Below are 25,952 nucleotides of genomic sequence, written 5' to 3'. Positions count from 1 at the left end.
TTGGCGTGCGGTGTGCTATGGTTGGGCTTGGTCGCGCTTGTTGGTGGTTTGGCCATCGTTTCGCGGTTAACGGGTCTGGCGGTTGCGGGGGTTTTGGCATGGCGGCATGGTTCCGGCGGTTTTTGCTCGTTTGGTTGGTGCTGGTTTGGCCGGTTGTGGGATTAGCGACTGGCGCGGGGGCTGCGGCGCCGCGTGTGTGTGGCACGGTGATTGTGCCGCCAGGGGTGGGATTGGGCACGCCGCCGACGTCGGTTCCGGAATTGAATTTCTTTTTTGCCGGGTCAACCTATGACAGCGAAGCACTCGGCATCATGTATTACAATTTGCTCTGGATTAACCGGGAGCATCAGATTGATTTTTCGCGCAGTTTGGCGACAAAAATTGATGTTTCAAAAGATGACACCGTGTTTACGGTGTCGCTCAAGCCGTGGAAATGGTCGGATGGGCAGCCGGTCACCAGCGCCGATGTGAAGTACACGTTCGACATGATCAAGAAATTAGGGCCGACTTTTCTTGATTATGGGATTGGCGGCATCCCAACGGTGGTCAAAAGCTTCAAGCTGCTGGGGCCTGAGCAGTTTCAGATCACAACGATCCATCCGGTCAATCCGGATTGGTTTGAGCTGGCTGGTTTGTCGATCCTGACGCCCATGCCCAAGCATGTGTGGGGTAAATATAGCGTCAATCAGTTGTTTCGCCGGCAATCGACGCCGAGCATGTTTAAAGTTGTCGATGGGCCGTTTCGGCTGGTCAGTTTCAAGATTGGTCGGCATATCGTGTTTGGGCCAAACCCGACTTATCAGGGGCATAAGCCGCAAATTCATCGGTTCATCATGAAGTTTCTGCACTCATCGGGGTCCGAGATCGAAGGGTTGCGCACCGGTTCGCTCGATATGAGCAATTTGCCGTTCTCGCTGTGGAATGAGGGGAGAGCGTTGAATGGGGTGCGGCTGATCCGGATGATTCCCAATTTTGGGTTCAATTATCTTCAGCTCAATTTCAAGAATCCGAAGGTTTCATTTTTCCGGGACGTGCGGGTGCGGCAAGCGATTGCGGATGCGTTGGATCAGAAACGGGCCAGTCATTTGCTCTATCATGATTTGGTGCCGGTGGAATATGGGCCGGTGCCGGTGGTGCCGACGACATTTCTCTCGCCGTCAGCCAAGGCGGGGCAGTATCCGGTGGGGTATGATCCGGCGAAGGCACGGGCTTTGCTGCGAGCGGCGGGGTGGAAAAAGGGGCCGGATGGAATCAGGGTCAAGAACGGCAAGCGGTTATCGTTCACCTATCTGGCCTATTCGGGCGGGGCGACGGCGCTGCTGGATACTGAGTTGCAGCAGCAGGAATTGCGGGCGGTTGGTATCGAGATGAAAATCCGCATTGTCACGTTCAATCAATTGCTCGCGATATCGCAACGGCCGCTGGCCTGGGAAGCGACGGGGTTTGGCTGGTCGTTGGGGAATTATCCGTCGGATGGTGTGCAGTTGCGGACCAACGCACCCTATAATCAATCGGGCTATAGCGACAAAAAGATGGACCGGCTGCTGAATGATGTTGATACCCAGCCGGGAATGCAGGCTTTATATGCGTATCAGGATTATGCAGCGGAGCAGCAGCCGGAGATTTTTGAGGGTTCACCCGGTTCGATTTTGTTGGTGCGGCGCGGCATTCGGGGGGTGAATAAGTTTTTGAGCCCGACGGGGGCGTGGTCGCCGCAATATCTGCACTATACCACGCCGGATTGCCGAGGCGCGAAAGTGACGCCGAAAGGAGCAGGAGCATAAATCGGGTTTTTGCGCGGCTCCGACGCTTGTTGGCGATGGTGCCGGTGGCGGCGCTGCTGGCGGGGCTGTCTGGATTTTGGGTGGCAATGAAGCAGGCTGACGCGGCGGCGCGGGTGTGTGGCACGGTGATTGTGCCGACGGCTTTGGGAACTGGTGTGCCGCCGGGGTCAGTGACCTCGCTCAATCCGCTGTTTGCCGCTTCGGGCGATGATGATGAGGCGATTGGGCTGCTGTTTTACGGGTTGATTTGGGTTAATCGGGCGCACAAAATTGAATGGTCGCGCAGCATGGCGACCTCGATTGATGTTTCGAAGGATGACACGGTGTTCACGGTGACGATGAAGCCGTGGGTGTGGTCGGATGGGGTTCCGGTGACTAGTTCGGACGTCAAATATATGTTCGATATGATCAAGAAGATGGGGCCGACCTATCGGGGTTATGGCGATGGCGGGATTCCGACGCTGGTTAAGCATTTCACGTTGCTGGGGCCGGAAAAATTTCAGGTGACGATGGTGCATCCGGTTAATCCGGAATGGTTCGAACTGACCGGGTTAGCGACATTGGAGCCGCTGCCCGCGCATGTTTGGGGGCGCTACAGCGTTAATCAGATGTGGCGGCGGCAATCCGATCCGGCGTTTTTCAAAGTGGTGGACGGGCCTTATCAGATTGAGAGCTATGCGATGGGGCGGCATATGATTTTTGTGCCGAACCCCAGCTATAGGGGGCATAAATCGCAGATTAAGCGGTTTATTGTGAAGTTTTTGCATTCGGCTGGCTCGGAAATTGAGGGCTTGCGCACCGGCACATTGGATATGAGTAATTTGCCGTTCTCGCTATGGCCGGAGCAATATCGGTTGAGCGGGGTGCGGCGGATCAAGATGGCGCCGTCATTTCGCACCGGATTTACGCTCCTGAATTTCCGCAACCCGAAAGTGGCGTTTTTTCGCGATGTGCGGGTGCGCCAGGCGTTGGCTGATGCGATTGATCAGGCGGAGATTAGTAAATTACTGGAGCATGGGCTGGCCCCGACGCAGTACGGCCCGGTGCCGACGGTCCCGCCGACTTTTTTATCGCCCTCGGCGCGGGCGGGGCAGTATCCGGTGGGGTTTGATCCGGCGAAGGCGCGGGCGCTGTTGCGGGCGGCGGGTTGGCTGCGCGGGCCGGATGGTATCCGGGTGAAAGACGGAAAGCGACTGTCCTTTGTGGTGAAGCTGCCCTCCGGGGGGGCAACATCGATGCTGGGGACCGAGTTTATCCAGCAAGAATGGCGGGCGATTGGCGTGGAGATGAAAATTCGGGTGGTGACGCTTAATCAAGCGATTGCCATGCTCGGCAATCCGGATGAATGGGAAGCGACGATCCTGAGTATTGGTGACGGTAATTTCCCGAGTGGCGGGCCGTTTTTCCGCACCGGCGCCCCGATCAATGTTGAGGGATATAGCGATAAAAAGATGGATCGGCTGTTGGCAAAGGTCGATACCGCGCCGGGCATGAAGGCATTTTATCGCTATGAGGATTATGCCGAAGAGCAGCAGCCGGAGATTTTTTCGGGGGTGACCGGCTCGATTGTGTTGGCCCGGAAAGGCATTCGGGGGGTGAATATGTTTTTGAGCCCGATGGGAACTTGGTCGCCGCAATATCTCTATTTTACCCGGCCCGATTGCCGGGCTGCCAAGGTGAAGCCGTTGCCGCCTGCGATCATGGCGGAACAAGGAGCGAAAAAATGATCAGGATGATCACCAAGCGATTACTGACCTCGATATTGACGCTGATTATTCTGGTCAGCGTGGTGTTCGCGATGACCCATGCGACGCCGGGCGGGCCGGCCTTTTCGATTTTGGGGCAGAAGGCGACGCCGGCGGCGGTGAAGGCGCTGAATGCGCGGCTGGGGCTGAATGTGCCCTGGTGGGACCAGTATTTCATCTGGTGGTGGCATTTGTTGCAGGGGCGGTTGGGTTTTTCCTATTTGCTCAATCGGCCGGTGACGGAGCTGATTGCGGAATATTTGGGCAATACGCTGTTGCTGTATATTGGCGCGATTGTGCTCGCGGTGGTGTTATCGATTGGCATTGGGCTGGTGCAGGGCGTGACCTGGGGGCGCTGGCCGGCGCGGTTGATCGGGGCGTTTCAGTTGGCGGCGTATGCGCTGCCGACCTTTTTTGTTGGCACCATGTTCATTTTGTATTTCGGGGTTGAATGGCAGGTATTGCCGACCGGCGGGATTACGGATTTGCGGATCGCGCATCCGGGTGCGCTTGATTATGCGCGGCATTTGATTTTGCCGATTTTGACTGTGGGTTTGCTCGGTGTGTCGGGGTTGTCGCGCTATTTCGGCGCCTCGGTGCATGAGGAGTTGAACAAGGATTATGTGCGCACGGCCCTGGCCAAGGGGCTGACCTTCCGGGCGGTACTGTTTGGCCATGTGCTGCGCAATGCGCTGCGGCCTTTGGTGACGATTTTGGGGCTGTCGTTTCCGGGGATTTTTGTCGGCTCGGTGTTGGTGGAATCGGTGTTTAACTATCCGGGGCTTGGATATTTATTGTGGCGTTCGGCATTGTCGCAGGATTATCCGGTGGTTTCGGGGATTGTGCTGTTGCTCGGGGTGATCACCGTGGTTGGCAATTTGCTGGCTGATCTGGTGAATGGTTTGCTTGATCCACGCGAAATTTACGATTGAGGAGGGCGCGATGAGTCTCTCATTGGCGGAAAATATGGCGGCTCCGGGGGGCGCATTGCGCCGGAGTGCGACGGCGCGGCTGCTCGGTTGGATGGGCGATCGGACCATGTTGGTCAGCGGTTTGGTGCTGATGGCGCTGATTTTGCTGTTTTGCTTTCTGGGCGGGCTGGTTTACCCGGCGAGCCCGGTCGCGATCCATGGGCATCACGCGTTTCAGCCGCCGAGCGGGGCGTTTCCGCTGGGCACGGACCAGATTGGGCGCGACGAACTGGCAAGGCTGATCCAAGGCGGGTTTACCACCATGGTCGTGGCGATCCCGGCGGCGTTGCTCACCTTTGCCATCGGGCTGATTTATGGGTTGGCGTCCGCTTTGCTGCCGGCCTGGGTGGATAAGGTGTTGATGCGGGTGCTTGATGCGTTTTTGGCGCTCCCTGGTTTGGTGGTGTTGATTTTTTTCGCGTCGCTCTTGGCGCCGAGTAATTCCGAGCTGATTTTGCTGCTCGGGCTGACCTCGTGGCCGGGGCTGGCGCGGTTGGTGCGCAATGAGGCGATTTCGCAGCGGGGGCGGGATTTTGTGCTGGCGACGCGGCAATTTGGCGGCGGCACCTGGTATGTGGCGCGGGTGCATTTGCTGCGGGTGATGGCGCCGATTTTGGTGGTGAATTTCACCTTTTTGCTCGGTGATTCGGTGCTGGCGCTGTCGGGCTTGAGCTTTCTGGGGCTGGGGGTGAAGCCGCCGATGACCAGTTGGGGCGGGTTGTTGCAAACCGGGCTGAATTTGATCGCGCTCAATCCGTGGTGGATGATTTTTCCATCGGCGATCATGATTTTCGCGTCGATCGTGGCGACCAATTTGATTGGCCAGGGCATCCTGGCGCGTTTGGGCGAGGGGCGCTGAGATGAGTGCGGTATTGACGCTGGATCAATTCTCGGTGGCGCTCAAGCGCGGGCGCGGCAAGAATGTGCCGATTTTGGATGATATTAATCTCACCGTCGCGGCGGGGGAGATGACGGCTTTGGTGGGCGAAAGCGGCTCGGGCAAGACGATTGCCTCGTTGGGGGTGATCCGGCTGCTGCCGCGCGGGGCGAGCACGTCGGGCCGGGTGATGCTGGGCGCGCAGGATTTGACCACATTGTCGGATGCCGCGATGCGCAAGGTGCGCGGGCGCGACATTGGCATGGTGTTTCAAAATCCGCTTTCGGCGCTGAACCCTTCGACGCGGGTGGGGGCGCAGATTACCGAGGTTTATCGGCTGCATACCGGTGAGAGCGACCGGGCGGCGCGGGCGCGGGCGTTGGAATTGTTCGGCGAGGTGGGGATTCCCAACCCGGCGGACCGGCTTGATGATTATCCGCATCAATTTTCCGGCGGGATGCGCCAGCGGGTGATGATTGCGATGGCGCTGGCCTGTTCGCCCAAATTGCTGATTGCCGATGAGCCGACGACGGGGTTGGATTTGCTGGTGGCGCGGCAGATCATGGCGTTGCTGACCCGGCTGCGGCGCGAGCGGCAGATGGGGGTGTTGTTCATCACCCATGATTTGTCGGTGGTGGAGGAGCATGCCGATCAGGTGCATGTGCTCTATGCGGGACGGTCGGTGGAGTGGGGCCGTGCGCGGTCGTTTTTTGAGCAGCCCCGCCATCCCTATAGTCAGGCCTTGTTGGGCGCGGTGCCACGGCTGGGGCAGGCGCGGCTGGTCTCGATCCCGGGGAATTTGCCTGATCCAGAGACCCGCCCGCCCGGCTGCCGGTTTGCGCCGCGCTGCGCCTATCGGGAGGATGCGTGCGACGAAGCCTATCCGGCCGCGGACAGCATGGGCGGCACGATGTTTGCGTGCCGCCGGGGGCGGACGATCACGCCGGAGCCGTTGGGCGTGAGCGAGCAGGCGGTGGCGCATGCGCACAATACCGGCCCGGTGGTGTTGCAGGCCGATGCGGTGGGCGTTGATTATGCGCGCAGTGCGACGAGCTTTGTGCGCGGCTTGTTTGGCGGGCGCGATCGGCTGCGGGCGCTGAGCGATATTTCGTTTTCGCTCCGGCGCGGCCAGTGTTTGGGGGTAGTGGGCGAAAGCGGATCGGGAAAATCGACGCTGGGGCGCGCTGTGTTGCAAATGATCCCGTATCATGGGCGGGTGATTTTGGATGGGCATGATTTCTCGGTGATGCACGGGCGCGAGCGGCGCGCGGCGCGGCGCGGTGTGCAGGTGGTGTTTCAAGACCCGCGGGAATCGCTCAATCCGCGCATGCGCATTGGCGAGATTGTGGCCGAGCCGCTGAAATTGGCCGGTATGGTCGGTGCGCGGGCGCGCCGGGATGCGGCGGTGGCGCTGCTGGACCGGGTTGGGTTGAATGAGCGGATGATGTCGCAGTTTCCGATGGCGGTGTCCGGCGGGCAGGCGCAGCGCATTGCGATTGCGCGGGCGCTGGCGACCAAGCCGGCGATTATCGTGCTTGATGAGCCGACATCGAGTTTGGATGTCTCGACGCAAGCGATGTTGTTGAATTTGTTGAAGGATTTGGCCGAAAGTGACGGGTTGAGCTATATTTTGATCAGTCATGACATCGCGGCGGTCAGTTATATGGCCGATACGATTGCGGTGTTGCGGGGCGGGCAGTTGATGGAAATGGGCGATGCGGCATCGGTGCTTGGTGCGCCGCAAAGTTCCTATACCCAGGAGCTGGTCGCGGCCTCGCCGCATTTCCGTGCGATCAATCAGGCGGGGGCGGTGAGCGGGGCTGTCGCGGTCGCGGATAAGACAGGTTGAGAGCGTGACAGCGCCGTGCTCGGCGGTGGATTTCCGCGCCGCGTATTTGGCGCATCTGGCTGGCGAGCGGCGCGCGGCGGCGCTGACGGTTGCGACCTATGGGCGCGATATTGCCGAGTTTTTGGGGTTTTTGAGTCGGCATTTTGGCGCGGAGCCGGATGGTGCGGCGCTGGCGGCGGTTAGTCTCGGCGATTTGCGGGCCTATTTGGCGGACCGGGCGCAGGCGGGGATTGATGGGGCGACGCGGGCGAAGAAACTGGCGGCGATCCGTGGGTTTTTTCGGTTTTTGGAGCGGCGCTACGCGATTGCCAATCAGGCGCCGCGCTTGATCGGCACGCCGCGCGCCAAGCGGCCTTTGGCGCGGGCGCTGGAGGAGGTGCAGGCGCGCACGGTGGTGTCGGCGATTGGCGATGGCGCGATGGCGGCGCGGGATACGGCGCTGATGGCGCTGTTATACGGCGCGGGCTTGCGGATCAGTGAGGCTTTGGCGCTCGATTGGCGTGATTGGCCAAGTGCGGCGGCACCGCTCTTGGTGCGCGGCAAAGGCGGCAAGCAAAGGCTGGTGCCGGTTTTGGCGGTGGTGCGTGATGCGGTTGAGGCGTGGCGGCGGGAGATTGGCGGTGCTGCGGATCAGCCGATGTTTCCGGGCGTGCGGAGCAACAGGCTCAATCCGGGGGTGGTGCAGCGCTTGCTGCGCAATTTCCGGCGGGCGCAGGGTTTGCCTGAGCACACCACGCCGCACGCGCTGCGCCATTCTTTTGCGACACATTTGCTGCGGGCGGGCGCGGATTTGCGTGCGATCCAGGAATTGCTGGGGCATGCCAGCCTCTCGACCACCCAGCGCTATACGGCCCTCGATGAGGCGGCGTTGCTCAAGGTTTGGCGCGCGGCGCATCCGCGCGCGTGACCGGATTACTGGTTCGGTGATGCGGGAAGTGACGGGGTGGAAAGTGACGGGGCGGAAAGTGGGGGCGCGTTGAGCGGTTGGGCAGCGATGCCGCTCATGCCGGGATTGCTGGGTGGGGTGGCTGAGGGCATCGCCGCGCCATAGGCCAACCAGTCAGGCAGGCTGCGCTGGACCTGGTATTGGAATTGAACATTCATGTCGTTCATCATGTGCTCGGTCATTTGGTAGAGCGCCGCGCGGATCCGCGCTTGGCTGGCACCGACGCTGGGTGCGGGTTCGCTGCGCGAGACCGAGGCTTCGGCATAGCCGACTTGCTGGCCGTTGCTGGTGCGGATCAGAAGTTCGACGGCGAGGGTGCCGGTGAGTTGGCCGCCGATTTGATCGAGCGAGGCGCGTTTGATGATGAAGGTGGCCGCGCCGGGCGCGCCATCGGCGACCAGTCGTTGCTGCGCCATGGTGGTGAGGGCGGTGGCGGGTGCTTCGGGCGCTTGAGCAATCATGGTGGCGGCGCCGGGGCTGGGCACATAGCGATCCCGCACCCGAATACTGGCCACTTTCAGTGTGATTGGCGGCAAGTAGCTGTAGCTGAGCGGCGCGAAACGGGTTGGCACCGGCGTTGATGTGCAGGCAGCAAGGCTGAGCGGGAGCAGAAGGGTGGTGCTGAAGAGCAGGCGGCGATTGAGGGTCATGGAGGCTCCTTCCGGTGTCGGGTTAGGCATTCGGGCGTGGATGGGCGGTTTGCGCGTCTGGCTCGGCAGCGTCTGGCTCGGCAGCGTCGGATTGGCCGATCGGGGCGCGCGGGAAGCGGAAATCGACATTGCAGAACTCGCAGGTCATGGTGATGGTGCCCTCGATGGCCATGTGATCGAGATCATCCGGGGCGAAGCCGTTCAGCAGGTCCGCGAGGCGCGCGCGCGAGCAGCGGCAGCCATAGGCCAGCGGGCGCGGGCGATCGGCGGCGACGCCTTCGCCGTGGAACAGCCGGTACAGCACGCGCTCGGCGGGCAGGGTGTCATCGAGCAATTCGGCATCGGTGATGGTGGCGGCGAGGATTTTGGCGGTGCGCCAGGCTTCGTCTTGCTCGGCTTCGGAGAGGGCAGGATCGACGCCGCCAGCGCCGGCGATCCGCTCGACGATCAGGGCGGCGGCGCGCCAGCCATGCGGGGTCTCGGCGCAGGCGAGGTGGATGGCGCAGGGGAGCTGCTCGCTGGTCGAGAAATAATGCAGCGCCATATCGGCGAGGGTTTCCCCTTCGAGCGTGACGATGCCTTGGTGGCGTTCTGAGTCTGGCCCTTGATCGACGGTGAGGGCGAGATAGCCATCGCCCATCAGCGCGCGGGCTTGGTGCGTTTCGGGGAGCGGCAGATCATCGGCGATGCGGGCATAGCCGCGCAGGGCGCCGGTATCGGTGCAATCGGCGAGCAGCAGCGGCACCGCGCCATCGCCTTTGGCTTGCAGCGAGAAGGAGCCGGAGAATTTCAGGGCGGTGGCAAGACCGGCGACCAGGGCCAAGGCCTGGCCGAGCAGGGCGCGCACCGGGGCGGGATGATCATGGCGGGTCAATAGCGCATCGGCGAGCGGGCCAAGGCGCACCAGACGGCCGCGCACGGGCAGCTTGGGCAAAAAGAACGGGGTGACGCCGCGTGGCACGGACAGGTCAGGGACGTCGGGGCGGGAAACATCGAGAAAATCGGGGGTCTGGGTCATCGTGATCCCTAGATAGGGGGTTTGACGCGGATTTGCCATCATGGTGCTTGCCGGAATGCGTTTGGCAAGCTAGCCATCACCTATGGGTGAAAACCGATGAGCGAGTTGGGCGATGGCGATCTGATCGGGGCGGTCGGGCAGTTGGCACGGGCGAATGTGCTGGTGGTCGGCGATCTGATGCTGGATCGGTATGTTTATGGTCGGGTGGAGCGGATCAGTCCCGAAGCGCCGGTGCCGATTTTCACGGTGACCCGTGAGATTGCGATGCCGGGCGGAGCGGGCAATGTGGTGCGCAACCTGACGGCGCTGGATGCGGCGACGGCTTTTGTCTCGGTGGTCGGCGATGATCAGGAAGGCTCGGATTTGACCGCGCTGATTGGCGGGCAAAATCAGGTCGAGCCATGGTTGCTGGTGGAGAATGGCCGGGCCACGACGGTCAAGACCCGGTTTATCGCGGCGGGGCAGCATTTGCTGCGCTCGGATCGTGAGCAGGTGCGGCAATTGCCCGATAAATTGGCTGATCGGCTGGTGCGCATCGCCTCGGATGCGATGGCGGCGACTTCGGTGACGATCCTCTCGGATTATCGCAAAGGCGTGCTGGCGCCGGGGATTGCCCGCAGCTTGATCAGTCAGGCCCGTGGCTTGGGGCGCACGTTGATTGTTGATCCGAAAGGGGCCGATTGGTCGCATTATGCGGGGGCGGATTTGCTGACGCCAAACCGGCGCGAATTGGCGGAGGCGAGCGGATTGCCGGTGGAGGATGAGGCGCAGATTGTGGCGGCGACGCGCAGCCTGATCGAGCGGCTGGGCTTTGGAGCGATTTTGGTCACCCGATCGGAAGATGGGATGAGTTTGGTGACCAATGACGGAACAGTGCGCCATTACCCGGCGGAGGCGGCGGAGGTTTATGACGTGTCCGGCGCGGGGGATACTGTTGTGGCCGTGGTGGCGGCGGGGCTGGCGGCGGGGTTGGAACTGCCGGTGGCTTGCCGGTTGGCCAATATCGCGGCGGGTCTGGTGGTGGGCAAGGTGGGCACCGCGACGGCGCGGCCCCATGATTTAATCGACGCGATCAAGCCGGCATCGGGGGCGTTGCGCAAGGTGGTGACCCGGGCCACGGCGGCGGAGGCGGCTGAGCGTTGGCGCCAGCGCGGCTGGCGGGTGGGCTTTACCAATGGGTGTTTTGATTTGCTGCATCCGGGGCATGTGCATTTGCTGGAGCAATGCCGGGCGGCGTGTGACCGGTTGATTGTGGGGATCAACGCCGATGCCTCGGTGCGGCGGCTGAAGGGGGTGAGCCGGCCCGTGCAATCGGAGGCCGCGCGAGCGGCGGTTTTGGCCTCGCTCGCCAGTGTCGATTTGGTGGTGATTTTCGAGGAGGATACGCCGCTGGATTTGCTCTCGATGATCCGGCCCGATGTGTTGATCAAGGGGTCAGATTATACCCGCGACACGGTGGTGGGCGCCCGTGAGGTGGAATCCTGGGGCGGCAAAGTCATGTTGGCGGATTTACTGCCCGGCCATTCGACGACGGCAACGGTGCAGCGGCTACGCGGCTGAGCGAAACTCATTTAGCCACGGCGTGACAGGCAAAAAAAGAGGGCGCGGGAGTAACCCCGCGCCCTGATGCGTCATAAAGCGACGCAGGGGGGTTATTGGGCCGGCGAGGTGGGTGCCGACGATGCAGGTGCCGCGTTGGTGCCGGTTGAAGCCGGGCTGGATGATGGCGATGCGGCGGCCGGTGTGGCGGTGGCGGCAGTCATCGTGATCATCGCCGGATCGGCTTCGCCGCTGGCGGCTGGTGATTTCGGGTTCGGATCAGCAAGGTTGCCGGGGCCTTCCAGATACGGGAATTTTGCAGCCATTTTGGCCCCGAGCAGAGGCTTGTAGGCGCCCTGGTGGCAGGTGGCGCAATTGATTTTCGCCACATCACCGCTCGGACCTAGCATGGCGTGCGGGAAGGTTCCCGTTAGCGGCACCATGTAGTCGTTATTGAGGGCGCGAACCATGTGCAGGCCGTAATAGGCGATCACCCGTTGCGGTGTGCTTTCGCTCCATTTGTTGAAGGCGCGGGTATTGTGGCAATAATCGCAATTAACGCCGAGCGCGCTCGAATAGCTCATCATCAGCGCGTAGGTCCATTCGGTTTGCTGCACTGACATCCGATTGCCGTTCGGCAGTGCGGTGGTGCCGCTCACCCGGATTTTATCATGCCCGAGCAGGAAGGGGGTGAAGGGGTCTGAGGCGAGAGCCGAGCCATCGGCGGCGGCGGAGGGCAAGGCTTCGCCGGTGAAGCCTTGGGTCAGCCCGCCGGCTGCGATGCTGGGCACGCCTTTAAACCAAACCTGGCTCGGTGCGTTATTGCCACGATGGCACGTCTCGCACGTGACGCCGACATTCTTGACGTGTTGTTTCCAATTCGAATTGATGTAAAGCGTCATTTGGATCATGCGCCGGGCGACGCGTTTGGTATATTTCGCATCGGAGGCAAAATTACCAGCGACATGGCAATAGCCGCAGCCTTGTTTTGGCGCCACCCATTGGGTCATCGACACCATGATGCCAGCAAAGGCGCTGACCGGCACGTTTTTCAGCACTTGCACGTTCTTGTAGATGGTGCCGGCAGCGGGGCCGGCATTGGTGAGAGGGATGACGGCGGGTGCTTGGTTGGTCTTGAACGTCGTTTCGATTTGATGCGGCGTATATTCAAGCTGCATGCCGGTGCCACGATAGCCGCGCTGGATCGAGACGACCGGCGGACGGCTGAGCGTGAGGACGGCGACCACACCGAGTGCGAGGGCGCCGACCATACCGAGGAGCGGGATGGAGACTCTCATTGTTTTGCTCCCATAGCAGCCGGATCGGTCACGCTGCCATAAATATGGGGGTAGGGGGCGGTGATATGATGTTTCACGGCCCAGAGGAACCAATCATCGACCACCGTGCCGGTGAGCAGAATGCCGATGCCGCCGGTGAGTGGGCAGAGCACCGCGAACCACCACGCCCAGCGATGGATTGACTCCATGGTGGCGTTAAAGCCCATGGTCCAGCGCCAGAACAAGCCAGCGCGCTCCGAGGCGGTGCCACGATCAACCGTTTGTTCCACTTCGCGCTCGCCGCCAAAGCGCCCGACGGCCAGGATGGTGGCGGCATGCATCGCAAACAGCAGAACCGAGCCATAGAGGAACACGATGGAGAGCATGTGGAACGGATCGTAATAGAGATTGCCGTAGCGGAGCGAAAACGCAACCGTCCAGTCCAGATGCGGGAAGATGCCAAAGGGTGGTGCTTCGCCCCAGCTGCCCATTAGGATCGGGCGGATGAAGCCGAGCACCAGATAGAGCCAGATGGCCGAGGCAAAGGCCCAGGCGGTATGGGTGCCGATGCCGAGTTGGCGCGAGCGGCGATAGATGCGCGCACACCAGAGAATGAGCGAGGTGGTGAGGAAGAAACCAGCCAACAGCCACCAGCCGCCTTGCGCTAATGGCGGCAGATGCAGGCCGTAGGAGGGCGGCGGTGGTTCGAGCGCGAGCCAGGGCAGATCGCGCACGAACAGGATCGGGTTCCAATGGACCGAGGCCCACATATTCAGCCCGATGATTTCAAAGGCGATGAAGCCGCAGATCAGCGAGGCCATTCCCAACGTGCCGAGATAGACCGGGCCGACCTGAGCGTTGCCGATTTGGCCGAGCAGATGGCTGAATATCGGCTTGCCTTGCCGGTTCCAGATTCCGCCCGGTGCCACGGGAATGCCGTGACTTGCCGGACCGCGCACTTGCACGCGGGAGAACAGGTTTTGATATTCAGGCATGATAGACCTCTAACTGACGGGTTGTTATGATTGTCGTCATGTTCATGCTCCTGTCTAATGGCCTGCCGCAGTCCAGATCGGCAGATGCAGCCACCAGCCCCACCAGGAGGGCCATCCTTGGGTCCAGAACGGGCCCGAAATCAGAATACAGGCGGCTGACGCGAACACCGCACCCAGCGCGAGGAACAGGCCAAGACGATGGATGCCCAATGTGCCGATTGAATAGCCGATGATATCGCGGAAGAACGTGTCTTCATGTTCGGCGAATTTCACGACCTCGCCTTTGGCCGGGTTGATCGCCCCCAGCACCAGGGAGCCATGCAGCGACAAAGCGAGGGTGGTGGTGAAGAACAAGGTTACCGCGACCATGTGCATCGGGTTATATTCGAAATTGACGTAGGCGTAGCCGGTGTTCGAGACCCAATCGAGATGGCTCATGATGCCATAAGGAAATGCCACCCCCCAGGCGCCCATTAATAACGGCCGGATCACTTCGAGCGAGACATAAGCAAAGATCGCGACGCCGAAGGCGGCGGGCACATGCAGGCCGATGCCAAGTTTGCGAGAGATTTCCACTTCGCGCAGGGCCCATGAGAAGAATGCGCCGAGAGCACAGACCGTGATGATTTGCCAAAGGCCGCCATGGGCGAGCGGAGCGAGGCCGAGCCCGTAATGCAGGGCAGGGGGGGCTATGTTGATGCGCCAGATATTCCAGGTCGGCCCGATTGCGGCCCCCCAGACGATCAGCAGGGTGCCGAGGAGTGAGAAAAATGCAGTGGTGACCCCAAAGAAGCCGACATAGAAGGGGCCAACCCAGAAGTCGAATAAATCGCCGCCAATTAACGTACCGCCGCGGACGCGGTATTTTTGTTCAAAACTGAGCATCGCCATCGGGTTGGTCCTTTCCGTGCCCTAACCTGTTAGTGTCGGTGGTCCCCGAGCCTCGCAAAGCGAGCCTCGGGGTTCCGATCACGCTGAGCGTGAAGGCTATTTGCTCGCCGGCATTGACGACATTTGTGCCGCCGTCACGGCCGGTGCGCCACCCAGCCAATCGAACCGGGGGGTGCTGAGCAGGATGAAGTGAATCAGCAGAGCCAACACAAACAGGAATACCCCGAGTGCGGTGAGAACTCTGCGCGGATCGAACAGCAGCCACATGCGCCACATGATCTATCCTCCTTAACCAATGAGCGTGGTCAGATGACTGACCCCGACCCGTGCATGATCGAGCATCAGCATGGCGTAGCCATGGGGTCCCGGAATCCAGGGGCGCCATTGCCAGACCAGGAAATGCGCGATCGCGGCGATCACGACAAAAGCGACAAAGCTCATCATGAAAATTCCATGAAACTCTTTCGCTTCCCGTTCGGTGAGCCCGCTAAGCGAGCCTTCCCGTTCCTGAGTTGAGGTTGACATAATTACTCCGTTACCAAAGAACATAATGCCTTGCGGCACCATGCCGTTTCCGTGCGCACTCCGCGCGGGGAGATGGAACCACCGGTGAGGATGGCGTCCATGGGGTTGCCCGGCCAAGGCCGGTGCATGCTGTGCCGCACCATCATGCCGGCACCCGATCAGGGGCGGCGCTGGCGAGATGGCTGAGGGTTACGCGATCGCTGCCGGCGGCGCGGGCCGCCGTTTCGGCACGATCGCGCAGGCGTTTGGCGGCGGAAATGCGGATCAGGAACGGCTCACTCGCCACGGCTTGATCAAGCGCGCGCAACGCGGTGTCATCCCAGAGCAGAACCGCATCGGATTTCGCGGGTGTCGGATCGATTTTATCAAGCTCGGTGCCGAGCGGCAGGATGAAGAACAAGGCATCGAACAAAGCGTTGCAATATTCTTGAACAATGTAGGTTGCACCTGCATATCCCATGAACGGCGTGCCCGTGGCACGGCGAATGATCGCGCCGGGAAATGAGGCCGGGATATACATTGAACGGCCACCGCGCTCAGCGGCGTACATGCGCTCATTATAGGAGCCAAATAACACCAGTGGCGGGTTTTCGGCGATTTTCCGGCGCACGGCGTCATTGTCAGGTTTAACGCCTGGTTTGCGCTCGACCGTGAAACTGCAGGGGATGCCCAGCTCCTCATGCAGCAGGCGATGAATGCCCCGGGCATAGGTTTGGGTGGCGACCACGCCGAAGCTGGCGGTGGCGAAGAAATCCTGGGTGACGCTGCGCCAGAGATCCCAGATCGGCTTGATGGTTTCGGTTTTTTCGCGGGCGATGAAGGGTTCGGGGTCAAGGCCGGTCAATTCGCCGAGCTTGCGCAGGAAATTGGTGGTCGCGAAGAACCCCATCGGCGCCATCAAATAGGGCTTGCCCAATTCCTCGCAGAGTTTGCGACCAAATTCATGATAGAGACAGATATTGACGCTGGCATCGGCCAGTTTCGGAATATCCTTGATTGGCGCACCGAGCGGGAACACCATGTTGATTTCAGCGCCGATCCCCTCGACCAGACGGCGGATTTCCGCGAGGTCCGAGGGCATGTTGAAGGTGCCATACATCGGGCCGATCAGATTGATCAGCGGTTTTTCGGTTTTGCGCTCCGGACGCTTGGCTTTGGCGTTGCCAAATTCGTGCCACAGCCAAACCAAGGCCCGGTCCGCACTTTGCCATTGATCTTCATCGATGGTGCGCGGCAGGAACCGCTTGAGGTTGGAGCCTTCGGGGGTGACGCCGCCGCCGATCATCTCAGCGATGCTGCCGGTGACCACCACGGCGGGTAGTTTTTGATCGCCCGCCGCGGCGGCGCGCTTCATCGGCCCTTCGGTGCCGGTCATTGAGAGCGAATCTTCATCCAACCCGGTGACCACGATGGGTAATTCATGCGGGGGCAGCGCGTCGGTATAATGTAGCACGGCGGTGACGGGCAGGTTTTCGCACCCGACCGGCCCATCAATCACCACGCGCAGGCCCTTTACCGCGCTGAACGCATAGACCGCCCCCCAATAGCCGCCGGCGCGATCATGATCCTGCACTAACATGATGCGGGCTCCTTATGCGCGGTTTGGGCGGTGGCTTTGGGTGGATCGAAAAAGCTGATCATGCGCGAGAAGCGCTCGCGCCCTTTGCTTTGGGTGTTGACAATGGCGGGCAACGCGGCAGCGCCGGCAGCGCCGAACACCGGGCGGGCGGAGACGATGTTGGTGAAATAGACCGCCGGTGTGCCTTGCTCTTTGGCGGCTTGGACAAGCGGGGTGGTGCCCAAGGCGAGGTCAGGGTTAACCTCGCGCATCGCTGCGATGTCTTGTTCCAGCGAGGCGCGATATTGCACATGGGTGCCTTGGGCTTCGAGCCATTCGCGATCAGGATCGCTCCATTCGGTGCGCGGCAAAGCGGTGCCGACATAGGGAATGGTGGCACCCGCTTCGATCAGCAGCCGGGCGATCAAGAGTTCGGAGCCTTCGTAGCCCGAGACGATCATGCGCGCATCGACCGGGTTGGCGGCCATGACAGCACGGATGGGTGCTAGGGCTTTGGCTTTGGCAAGATCGATGGTTTTGGCATCGATATTCACGGCCCGGCCAATGGCATCGAGCCAATCGGCGGTGGCGGCCTCGCCAACCGGGGCTGATCCGACGACGGCACGGCCCGCTTCGCGAAATTCGCGGATACTCGCGGTGTAGAACGGATGCACCGCAGCGGCGATTGCGCAATCAAGCGCGCCATATAGATCACGCCATTCGCGCGCGGGAACTGCTGGGCTGAGCGATAGGCCCATCGGCGCGAGCAGGGCGGCGATTCCTGGCGGGTCGGCGGGGAATAATTCGCCGATCAGCGTTACTTTCGGGCCTGCAGCGAGCGGGCCACGGGGCCGTGCCACCGCACCCGCTTCGGCTTCGAGCCTAGCGTAGCGCAGCATGGCGCCGGTCAGCACGTCTTTGGCTTCGGCATGGGTGGGCACGCCAAAGCCTGGCACGTCGATCCCGATGATCCGCACCCCATCGATTTCTTTGGGCAGCAAATCGAGCGGCACGCCGGAGGCGGTGGGGACGCAAAGATTGATAATGACGACGGCATCATAATCGGCGGGCCGCGCGGTTTCACGCACCGCTTTGCGGATGTCTTCGAAGAGCTGGCCGGTGACCAGGGTTTCGGAGTCGAACGGCACATACCCCACGCTGCGGCGGGCGCCATAGAAATGCGAGGTGAAGGTCAGGCCATAGACGCAGCAGGCCGAGCCAGAGAGAATGGTCGCGACCCGGCGCATCCGCAAACCAACGCGCAGCGAGCCGAAAGCGGGGCACATGGATTGCGGTTGATCGTGCGGGCCTTGCGGGTAATCGGCGGCCAGCTTGGCCAGGGTTGCGGATTTGCCGGCGGCGCGGGCGGCCTGCTGCATGGTTTCCTTGCCGCCATGACAGGATGCAGCGACGGGCGGCACCGGGATGGGCGGCGCCGGAATGGGCGGCGCGGGGGTGGGGGCAAGACCATCAGGCGGGGTCATGGCTCAGGCCCCCTCGTAAACCACTTCGAGCGAGGGCTTATTCAGCACGTCCGATCCACACATATCCTCCAATGTTGCCGGATTGAGGGTCACGCCCCGGCCAACGGCATCGCCTTTGAACAGACCGAGCAGCCCCTCATGGCTCAGCGGCTTTGGCCGGATCGGTGGGGCATCGGCCACTTGCACGCCGAGCGCCTCGAATAATGGCGCCCAACGCCCGCCGAGCTGGCCGACGATTTCGTAATTGGCGGATTTGCGGCGAATATCTTCATCGGCAGGGATCGCTGCGAGCACGGGGATGCCGACAGCTTCGGCAAAGGCCTGGGCTTCGCCGGTGCCATCATCCTTATTGATCACGAGGCCAGCGACGCCCACATTGCCGCCGAGATTGCGGAAATAATCAACCGCCGAGCAGACATTGTTCGCGACATAGAGCGATTGCAAATCGTTCGAGCCGACCACGATGACTTTCTGGCATAAATCGCGGGCGATCGGCAGACCAAAGCCGCCGCACACCACGTCACCAAGGAAATCGAGCAGCACGTAATCGAAATCCCATTGGTGAAAACCGAGCTTATCGAGCAGTTCGAACCCGTGAATGATGCCGCGCCCGCCGCAACCGCGACCAACTTCCGGCCCGCCTAATTCCATGGCAAAGACGCCATCGCGCTTGAAGCACACATCGCCGATTTGGACGGCTTCGCCTGCGGCTTTTTTGCGCGAGGAGGTTTCGATGATGGTGGGGCAGGAGCGGCCACCAAATAGGAGCGACGTGGTATCGCTTTTGGGATCGCAACCGATCAGCAGCACGCGCTTGCCGAGCTGTGACATCATGTAAGAGAGATTGGCGAGGGTGAAGCTTTTACCGATGCCGCCCTTGCCATAGATTGCGATGATCTGGGTTTTTTTGGGCGACGCCGCGCTGAGGCTGGCGGCGATGTCAGTATCCGGGGCGATGCGGCCAGGGTTGGCGTTCATGCGCTATGTCTCCAGTCGATGAGCAGCTTCAAACAATCGGCGGCGCCGAAAGCGGTATGGTAAGCGTCGGCCGCAGCGTGGGCCGGGGCGTGATGGGTGATCAGCCCGTCGAGCGAGAGTTTTTGGTGTTGCAGGCAGGCCAGCACATGATCGAGGTCGGCGGGCTGCCATTCGGCGGCGATGGCGATGCTGGCTTCACGCATGAAAGCCGGCGCGAAGGCGAAATCGAGCCGGCCAGGGTAAAAGCCGGCGAGCACGATCCGCCCACCCCGGGTGAGGCGCGCAACCACGAGATCGATGATTTTGGCATCGCCACTGGCATCGATCACGCAGCGATAATCGCGGCGCTGATCCGCCTCGGGGTGGAGGACGTGGTAGCCAGCCTCGCTCTCCTGGCGTGCTGGATTGGTCTCCCACACGATCGGTGCATGACCGGCGGCGACGGCGAGGCGCGCCATCAGGCGCCCAAGCACGCCATGGCCGATAATCAGGTCCGGCGCTTGGCCAGCGATGGCGAGGGCATGTTGGGCGGTGGCGGCGAGGGCGAGCAGCACACCGCGATCGCCGAGATCGGCATCGATGGTGATCGCACGGGCGGCAGGCAGCACCACCCGCGCGGCATTGCCGCCGAACAGGCCGCGCACATCGCCAAAGCAACGTGCGCCGGGCACGAACACGGTTTGGCCGATGCGGGCTTTGGCAGTGCCGAGAGCATCGGTAATGCGTCCGACCGCCTCATAGCCCGGCACCAGCGGATAGCCCATGCCGGGGAAGGGCGGCATGGTGCCAGACCAAAGCAGCTTTTCGGTGCCAGCGCTGATGCTGCTCCAGTCGATCTCGACCAACACATCGCCATCGGCCATCGGGTCCAACGTCAGGCGGCGCAAGGCGACCTGCTTGGGCGCGTCGATGACGACGGCGAGGCTATCGAGGATGGGTGACTGGGGCAATTGTTTCTCCGGTTAATTTTTATCGGCGGCGCGGTGCCATCGACGATGGCTTGACTGTCAGATTAAACCGACACGTAAACTTGTCAATCAAAACTTACATATGGAAGTGAATTGACCCGATTTCTTTTCATGATTGGCGGTCCGCCGCCGTTGCGACCATGATTGAGGTCAGCAAAGGCTGGCTGGTCTCGATTGAGCGCGGGTGCGCGAATCCGGCTTGGCGCAGCATCGCGGCGATTTCGGCGGCGCGACGGGGGCGGCCGCGCCCCATGGCCCGGAGATAAAAGCCAAAATAGGCGTCGCCCATCGCGGCGGCACCCTTCGCACCGGCCATCGGTTCGGCGATCAGGATGATGCCGCCGGGTGCCAAGGCGGCGCGGGCGTTGGCGAGCAGGGTTTGGGCTTCGGCGTCGTTATGGTCGTGCAGAACCCGCACCAGCGTGATTAAGTCGGCACCCATCGGGAATCCGCCTTGATGCATATCGCCGCCGAACACGTGAGCGCGCGCGGCCAAGCCATGAGCGGCGAAACGTTGTTCGGCCAGGGCGGCAACCGGCGGCAAGTCGAACAAGCGCAGCGCCAAATGCGGTGCGTGCGCGGCGAGTGCGGTCAGGAAACTGCCATCGCCCCCGCCGATATCGAGCACCAGCCGATGCTGGCGAAACGGATAGGAGGCGAGGATTTCGGCGGTGACCATCGGCTGAGAATCGGCCATCAACTGCGAATAGGTGCGCGCTTGCTGCGCATCGGCGCCGTCATATGGCCAGAACTGGGCCAAATCGCCGGGCTCTTCACGCCGCAACAAAGCGAGCGGATCCGCGAGGTCGCGATAGAGGATTTTATGGTGCCTGATCATCGCGACCGCGCCGGGATTGCCGCGCAGCGCGGCACCGAGGGGGCCGAGCCTGACCGTTTCGCCCTCGAGTTGCAGCAGGCGCAGCGAGTCGGCACCGCGAAGCAGACAGAGCATCGCCGATTGATCGAGCTGATGGGCGTCGGCGAGCAGCGCAATCGTATGGGGGCCGCTGGCCAGCGTTTCGAACAGATCAAGCTCGACGCAGGCGGTGAGAATTTGAGTGTAGACAAAGCCGGCGCAGAGATCGAACAGCGCGTTGGCCTCGCGCCGCGCCATCGGGCGGGTGAGGGGAAAGCGTGCCGCTCGCTGCTGAAACCGGGTATCGGCCAGCAGCCGGTCGCGCAGGCTGCGCCAACGCTCACGGGCGGCGGCGACCCAACTCATTGGCAGCGCGGGCAGGGTGGCGCCCATATTATGATCAGGCGGCGACCCGGGCCAGCGATTTCGGCACCAAGCGTTTCGCCTCCTGGATCATCAGGGCTTGCAGACCGGCGCGGCCAGGGCAAGGTGGGATTGAGGCGGCGGCGGCATCGGCGAGTTGGTCGAGATAATCGAGCGCGCCTTCGATGCCGCGCTCGCGCACCATGCTCGGGCGGGCTTTGGCGGCGTCGCGTCCGGGTAATTTGCCGGATTCGGCGAGCGAACCGGCTGCATCGCATAGATCATCGGCCACTTGATACGCATCGCCCAAGGCTTCGCCTAATCCGCGCCACGGATCGGCGGGTTGGCCCGCCGCCGTCGCCCCGGCCATCGCGGCACCGGCGAATAAGGCGCCGGTTTTCGCGCGTTGATAGCGTGCGACATCGATTTGCGCCTCACTTTCCCAGGCTTGTCCGGCGACGATGCCGCTCGGCATGCCCACGGCTTGAGCGATGATTAAGGTCAACGGGGCGAAACGCGTCTGATCGGCCATGCAGCCATGGGCCAATGTTTGAAAGGCCAGCACGATCAGCGCATCACCGGCGAGCACGGCGATGGCCTCGCCGAAAGCGGCATGGACGGATGGTTTGCCGCGCCGCAAGCTCGCATCATCGAAACAAGGCAAATCATCATGCACCAAGGACGCACAATGGAGCAGTTCGAGCGCGGCACCGGCCGCGATGGCCGGGGCAAAGGCGGTGGCGCCGCAAGCCGCTGCAACCGCAATGGCGAGTCGCGGTCGCACGCGGGCGCCGCGCGGAAATAGTGCGTGGCGCATGGCGCTTGCCAGCTTGGGCGGTGCGCCGTTGGCTTCGGCGCGGAGCATCGCACCTGTTAATTCGGCTTCGATGAGGGCGAGTGCGTCCATGCGAGCCTCCCGGCAACTGTCAACTTAACTTGTCATTTAATACTGTGATACGAGATTGACAGATGGTCAAGCGATTTCGCATACTGCAACGCGCAACCGGATCGGATGCGCTCAAAGTTCGATTCGACTGAGAAAATTATGCGATAAACGCCTCAAATTACTCACGTTAAGGAGTGCGCCAGTGCGCGTCCGTCGTGCCCGGCCCGATCAAGAGAGTGCTGCGGATGGACAGGGCGCAGCATCGCGGGGGTCAAGCCTGCCGATTGTGGTGATCGGCGCTGGCATGGGCGGGCTGGTGGCGGCGCTGGAGCTGGCCGTGGCCGGGCGCGATGTCATTTTATGTGAAAAGGCGGCACAGCCGGGCGGTAAATTGCGCCAAGTACGACTGGGTGACGCGATGATCGATGCCGGGCCGACGGTGCTGACCATGCGGCCCGTTTTTGAGCAGATTTTCGCTCATGCCGGTGCCGATTTATCGGCTTTACTCCCGCTGCGCCCGCTTGAGATATTGGCGCGCCATGTGTGGAGCGGCTCACAAGCGTTTGATTTGAATGCTAATCCAGAAATTAGCACAACAGCGATCGAAGCCTATTTCGGTGCGGCTTCGGCGGCGGGCTATCGGCGATTTTGTGGCCTGAGTGCGCGGATTTATGACGCGCTCGACGCGAGCTTCATGCGAATGCCGGTGCCGAGTCTGCCGGCACTGATTGCGCGCACTGGGATTAGTGGGCTGGCGGCGCTGCGCAGCGTCTCACCGTTCGCGAGTCTGTGGACGGCCTTGGGCAAGAATTTCCGCGATCCGCGCCTGCGCCAGCTTTTCGCCCGGTATGCGACCTATAGCGGTGCGTCACCCTTTTTGGCACCCGCGACGTTGATGCTGATTGCGCATGTCGAACAAAGCGGGGTCTGGCGGATTGAGGGGGGGTTGACCCGGCTGGCCACCGCGCTGGCCGACCTCGCGACAGCGCATGGGGCGCAATTGCGCTACGATAGTGCGGTTGAGGAAATTTTGATCGATCACGGGCGGGTGGATGGGGTGCGCCTGCGCGGCGGGGCAACGATTCGCACCGATCGGGTGATTGCCAATGTTGAATTAGGCGCCCTGGCGGCGGGGCAGTTCGGCGCGGCGGTGCAAACGGCGGTGGCACCGGCGGCGCGCGGCGCGAAACGCTCGCTCTCGGCGGTAACATGGCAGGTGGTGGCGCGCACGCGCGGATTTGCGTTGAGCCATCATAATGTCTTTTTCAGCGCCGATTATCCGGCAGAATTTGCGCAGATTGCGCGCGGCGCGCTGCCGGATGATCCCACGATTTATCTCTGTGCGCAGGATCGCCAAGGCAGCGCGACCGGCGATGAGATGAGTGGAGTCGAGCGGATGTTGGTGCTGATTAATGCGCCGGCCTTGGGCGATACGGCGCCGCTTTCGGAGTTGGCGTTGGAGGGGTGCTGGCGGCGGGTCATTGAGCGGCTTGATCGGGCCGGTTTGACGCTGGAGGTTGAGCATCGGGGCCGAACCGATCCGACCGGGTTTGCCGCGTCATTTCCCGGCGCGGGCGGCGCGTTATATGGCCGCTCGCTCGATGGCTGGCGTGACCCCTTTGCCCGGCCACCCGCGCGGACTGCGCTACCTGGATTATATTTGGCTGGGGGATCGGCCCATCCGGGGCCAGGATTACCGATGGCGGCCTTATCGGGCCGGTTCGCGGCGAGTGCGGTGCTGGATGACGCGCCTTGATCCGCTTTGATCAGGCGGTGCCCGACAATGGCTATGCGTGGTGGTATATCGATGCGATCAGCGATGATGGCACCGAGGCGTTGACCCTGATTGGCTTCGTTGGCTCGGTTTTTTCGCCCTATTATGCCCGAGCGATCAAGCAAGGGCGCGGGGTGGCCGAGCGATTTTGCGCGATCAATTTGGCGCTGTACCGCCCGCGCGCGGGGCGCTGGGCAATGACCGAGCGGAGCAGCGTGCAGCGTGATGCTGAGACATTATCGATTGGCCCGAGTGCGCTGCGTTGGACCGGATCGGCCTTGGAGGCGGAGATTTGCGAGGTGAGCGTGCCGGTGCCGCACCGTCTGCGCGGGCGCATCCGGGTGTTGCCGCAGGCGGTGGAGGCAACGCGTTATTTTCTTGATGCCGCGCAAAACCATTATTGGCAGCCGATTGCGCCCTGTGCGCGGATCGAGGTGATGTTTGAGCGCCCGGCGCTGCGCTGGAGCGGCCATGCTTATCTGGATCACAATGCCGGGTCCGAACCGGTTGCGGCAGCGTTTCGCGCCTGGAGCTGGTCACGCATGGCCAGCGGCGCGGGGGCGGTGGTTTGTTACGATGCGCGAAGGCGCGATGGCAGCGCGTTGGAATTGGCGCTGCGATTTTCGGCCTCTGGTGGGGCGAGTCCGTTTACGCCACCGCCCTTGGCAGCGCTTGATCGCACCGCCTGGCGGCTGGAGCGCGAGGCGCGGGCCGATCCGGGGGTGCGGCCCGAGGTGCGGCGGCGTTTTGAGGATGCGCCGTTCTATGCGCGCGCCCAGATCGACACGGTGATTGCCGGCGAACGGGGCGATTGCGTGCATGAGAGCTTGGATTTGGATCGGTTGCGCCAGCCGATTGTGCAAGCCATGTTGCCATTTCGGATGCCGCGCTGGGGTTAGATTTAATCGGCCATCAAAGCATGCACAAAGCGGCGAAATCGCCCCGGATCGGCGATGAATTGATCGGGGGCGGTTTCGGTGATCCCTTGGGTCAGATAGGCTATGGGTTGACCGCGCAGGGCGGCGATGAAGGATTGATCCGGCGCCATGAAGCGCAGCACGCCGATCCGTGCCTGGGCGGGCGCGAACAGGGCGAGATGCATCGCCGAGCCGGCTTGGCCCAAAATCAAGTCGGCATTGGAAATTCTCCGGACCTGCTCGGCAAACGCCAAGGTTTCCGGGTGCAGCACGGTGCAGCCAAATTCGACCTCAGCAATGCGGGCAATATCCGGCTCATTGAGCAAAACGCGTTGGGCCGAGGCGGGATTGCGATAGGTGCCGCGCGCGATAAAAATTTTTACACGGCCAGTTTCGCCGTCGCGGTGATCCGTCAGGCGGTTGGTGAAAGCGTTGAACAGCGTTGCGGTGTGTGGATGATAGCCGCCCGGGCGCAGCAGGTTCGGGATCAGGATGGCTTGATCGAGGCTGAGTTGTTCCTGGCGCGAATCAAACCAGATGGCGCGCTCTTCGGTGATGCCGAATTGTGTGCGCAAGATGGTCAAAAACCAATCGGGCATGGCACGGTCAAGCACCGGCATTGCCCCGTGCAGCGACGGGCTGTGCGCCTGTGCCAAGAGCAGTTTTGGTAGCATTTCGATCAGGAAATGGCCGAAAACTTGGATCCCCCAGCCGAGAAAAATATAGGCTGGCCTGGATTCGTGGCGGCGGGGTAGGGCGCGTGGCGCGGTGAGAAAATGCGCGGGCGCGGCGTGTAGCTGCTCGATCACATAGGCGGGTAGAATTTCTGGGCCGGTGAGCAAATGCCCATCCTGCCAGATCAGGCCGTGAGCGCTCAGGGTCAGCGCGATTGGGCCGGTGAAAGCGAGGTCGAACGCTGGACCGTCAAGCCCGCCGCGATGCAGATTGACCCAGGCTTCATCAACCAAATCAGGATCGGTTACCGCAAGCGTTGGCACGCGCGCAGGCTTGGCCACCGCCGCGATCCGCAGCCGCTGGACATGGGTGCGATTGACCCGCACCCAGCCCGGCATTGGAGGCAGCGCCACCGTGGGAACCGGC

The 25,952-nt window shown here is 61.9% G+C and carries 23 protein-coding genes; 9 read left to right on the top strand and 14 right to left on the bottom strand.

From position 1 onward, the window contains the following. Positions 1-98: 98 nt before the first annotated feature. From ACYUCQ_RS07725 to ACYUCQ_RS07700, 6 genes are read left to right on the top strand one after another with little or no spacing between them, the layout of a single operon-like run. Positions 99-1,784, top strand: a complete 1,686-nt coding sequence (locus tag ACYUCQ_RS07725; RefSeq protein WP_460253938.1) for a peptide ABC transporter substrate-binding protein — start codon at positions 99-101, stop codon at positions 1,782-1,784. A gap of 35 nt (positions 1,785-1,819) precedes the next feature. Next, on the top strand, positions 1,820-3,511 hold the full coding sequence (locus ACYUCQ_RS07720) for a peptide ABC transporter substrate-binding protein (RefSeq protein WP_460253961.1): 1,692 nt from the start codon (positions 1,820-1,822) through the stop codon (positions 3,509-3,511). Further along, on the top strand, positions 3,508-4,461 hold the full coding sequence (locus ACYUCQ_RS07715) for an ABC transporter permease (RefSeq protein ID WP_460253937.1): 954 nt from the start codon (positions 3,508-3,510) through the stop codon (positions 4,459-4,461). The genes ACYUCQ_RS07720 and ACYUCQ_RS07715 overlap by 4 nt, the downstream gene beginning before the upstream one ends. A gap of 10 nt (positions 4,462-4,471) precedes the next feature. Beyond that, positions 4,472-5,359: an ABC transporter permease gene (locus ACYUCQ_RS07710; RefSeq protein WP_460253936.1), complete on the top strand. Its 888-nt coding sequence runs from the start codon at positions 4,472-4,474 to the stop codon at positions 5,357-5,359. A 1-nt stretch (position 5,360) separates the two neighbouring features. After that, positions 5,361-7,226, top strand: a complete 1,866-nt coding sequence (locus tag ACYUCQ_RS07705; protein WP_460253935.1) for an ABC transporter ATP-binding protein — start codon at positions 5,361-5,363, stop codon at positions 7,224-7,226. Between the two features lie 4 nt (positions 7,227-7,230). Then, entirely contained in the window at positions 7,231-8,133 is a 903-nt protein-coding gene (locus ACYUCQ_RS07700) for a tyrosine recombinase XerC (RefSeq protein ID WP_460253934.1), read from the top strand. 5 nt (positions 8,134-8,138) lie between these two features. Here ACYUCQ_RS07700 and ACYUCQ_RS07695 read toward each other — a convergent pair whose 3' ends face one another. Beyond that, the gene (locus ACYUCQ_RS07695) at positions 8,139-8,822 is read right to left on the bottom strand and encodes a hypothetical protein (RefSeq protein ID WP_460253933.1); all 684 of its coding nucleotides are present in this window, start codon (positions 8,820-8,822) and stop codon (positions 8,139-8,141) included. Positions 8,823-8,844: 22 nt separating this feature from the next. After that, positions 8,845-9,840 carry an Hsp33 family molecular chaperone HslO gene (gene hslO, locus ACYUCQ_RS07690; protein WP_460253932.1) on the bottom strand — a complete coding sequence of 332 codons (996 nt, stop codon included), beginning with the start codon at positions 9,838-9,840 and terminating at the stop codon, positions 8,845-8,847. Between the two features lie 96 nt (positions 9,841-9,936). Here hslO and rfaE1 point away from each other — a divergent pair, with 96 nt between their 5' ends. Continuing rightward, complete coding sequence (gene rfaE1 / locus ACYUCQ_RS07685) at positions 9,937-11,400, top strand: D-glycero-beta-D-manno-heptose-7-phosphate kinase (RefSeq protein WP_460253931.1); 1,464 nt, start codon at positions 9,937-9,939, stop codon at positions 11,398-11,400. Positions 11,401-11,492: 92 nt separating this feature from the next. Here rfaE1 and pufC read toward each other — a convergent pair whose 3' ends face one another. The 11 genes from pufC to ACYUCQ_RS07630 form a co-directional block, all read right to left on the bottom strand. Next, positions 11,493-12,677, bottom strand: a complete 1,185-nt coding sequence (gene pufC / locus ACYUCQ_RS07680; protein ID WP_460253930.1) for a photosynthetic reaction center cytochrome PufC — start codon at positions 12,675-12,677, stop codon at positions 11,493-11,495. Then, the gene (gene pufM / locus ACYUCQ_RS07675; protein WP_460253929.1) at positions 12,674-13,651 is read right to left on the bottom strand and encodes a photosynthetic reaction center subunit M; all 978 of its coding nucleotides are present in this window, start codon (positions 13,649-13,651) and stop codon (positions 12,674-12,676) included. Before pufM ends, pufC begins: the two co-directional genes overlap by 4 nt. Before the next feature lie 54 nt (positions 13,652-13,705). Continuing rightward, complete coding sequence (pufL, locus tag ACYUCQ_RS07670; RefSeq protein ID WP_460253928.1) at positions 13,706-14,542, bottom strand: photosynthetic reaction center subunit L; 837 nt, start codon at positions 14,540-14,542, stop codon at positions 13,706-13,708. Positions 14,543-14,638: 96 nt separating this feature from the next. Further along, entirely contained in the window at positions 14,639-14,818 is a 180-nt protein-coding gene (gene pufA / locus ACYUCQ_RS07665) for a light-harvesting antenna LH1, alpha subunit (RefSeq protein ID WP_460253927.1), read from the bottom strand. Positions 14,819-14,830: 12 nt separating this feature from the next. Continuing rightward, positions 14,831-15,109: a light-harvesting antenna LH1, beta subunit gene (gene pufB, locus ACYUCQ_RS07660; RefSeq protein ID WP_460253926.1), complete on the bottom strand. Its 279-nt coding sequence runs from the start codon at positions 15,107-15,109 to the stop codon at positions 14,831-14,833. A 100-nt stretch (positions 15,110-15,209) separates the two neighbouring features. Then, a complete protein-coding gene (bchZ, locus tag ACYUCQ_RS07655) occupies positions 15,210-16,646 on the bottom strand; it encodes a chlorophyllide a reductase subunit Z (RefSeq protein WP_460253925.1) in 1,437 nt (478 codons plus the stop codon). Then, the gene (gene bchY, locus ACYUCQ_RS07650) at positions 16,640-18,109 is read right to left on the bottom strand and encodes a chlorophyllide a reductase subunit Y (RefSeq protein ID WP_460253924.1); all 1,470 of its coding nucleotides are present in this window, start codon (positions 18,107-18,109) and stop codon (positions 16,640-16,642) included. Before bchY ends, bchZ begins: the two co-directional genes overlap by 7 nt. A 3-nt stretch (positions 18,110-18,112) precedes the next feature. Next, complete coding sequence (locus tag ACYUCQ_RS07645; RefSeq protein WP_460253923.1) at positions 18,113-19,087, bottom strand: chlorophyllide a reductase iron protein subunit X; 975 nt, start codon at positions 19,085-19,087, stop codon at positions 18,113-18,115. Then, positions 19,084-20,037 (bottom strand): chlorophyll synthesis pathway protein BchC, encoded by a 954-nt coding sequence (gene bchC / locus ACYUCQ_RS07640; RefSeq protein ID WP_460253922.1) that lies wholly within the window; start codon positions 20,035-20,037, stop codon positions 19,084-19,086. Before bchC ends, ACYUCQ_RS07645 begins: the two co-directional genes overlap by 4 nt. Positions 20,038-20,164: 127 nt before the next feature. Further along, positions 20,165-21,304, bottom strand: coding sequence for a methyltransferase (locus ACYUCQ_RS07635; RefSeq protein ID WP_460253921.1), 1,140 nt, complete (start codon positions 21,302-21,304; stop codon positions 20,165-20,167). A 7-nt stretch (positions 21,305-21,311) separates the two neighbouring features. Beyond that, complete coding sequence (locus ACYUCQ_RS07630; RefSeq protein ID WP_460253920.1) at positions 21,312-22,181, bottom strand: polyprenyl synthetase family protein; 870 nt, start codon at positions 22,179-22,181, stop codon at positions 21,312-21,314. A gap of 181 nt (positions 22,182-22,362) precedes the next feature. On the opposite strand from ACYUCQ_RS07630, the gene crtD reads away from it, so the two are divergent. Both crtD and ACYUCQ_RS07620 read left to right on the top strand, forming a co-directional pair. After that, positions 22,363-23,916 (top strand): 1-hydroxycarotenoid 3,4-desaturase CrtD, encoded by a 1,554-nt coding sequence (gene crtD / locus ACYUCQ_RS07625; RefSeq protein WP_460253919.1) that lies wholly within the window; start codon positions 22,363-22,365, stop codon positions 23,914-23,916. Continuing rightward, a complete protein-coding gene (locus ACYUCQ_RS07620) occupies positions 23,913-24,833 on the top strand; it encodes a carotenoid 1,2-hydratase (RefSeq protein WP_460253918.1) in 921 nt (306 codons plus the stop codon). Before crtD ends, ACYUCQ_RS07620 begins: the two co-directional genes overlap by 4 nt. Before the next feature lie 2 nt (positions 24,834-24,835). Here ACYUCQ_RS07620 and ACYUCQ_RS07615 read toward each other — a convergent pair whose 3' ends face one another. Then, the gene (locus ACYUCQ_RS07615; RefSeq protein WP_460253917.1) at positions 24,836-25,939 is read right to left on the bottom strand and encodes a glycosyltransferase family 61 protein; all 1,104 of its coding nucleotides are present in this window, start codon (positions 25,937-25,939) and stop codon (positions 24,836-24,838) included. Positions 25,940-25,952: the final 13 nt, after the last annotated feature.

The organism is Acidiphilium sp. MT5 (genome assembly GCF_054767495.1).
Note: the sequence above shows the minus strand (reverse complement) of the source record. Positions and strands in the feature narration are given on the sequence as shown.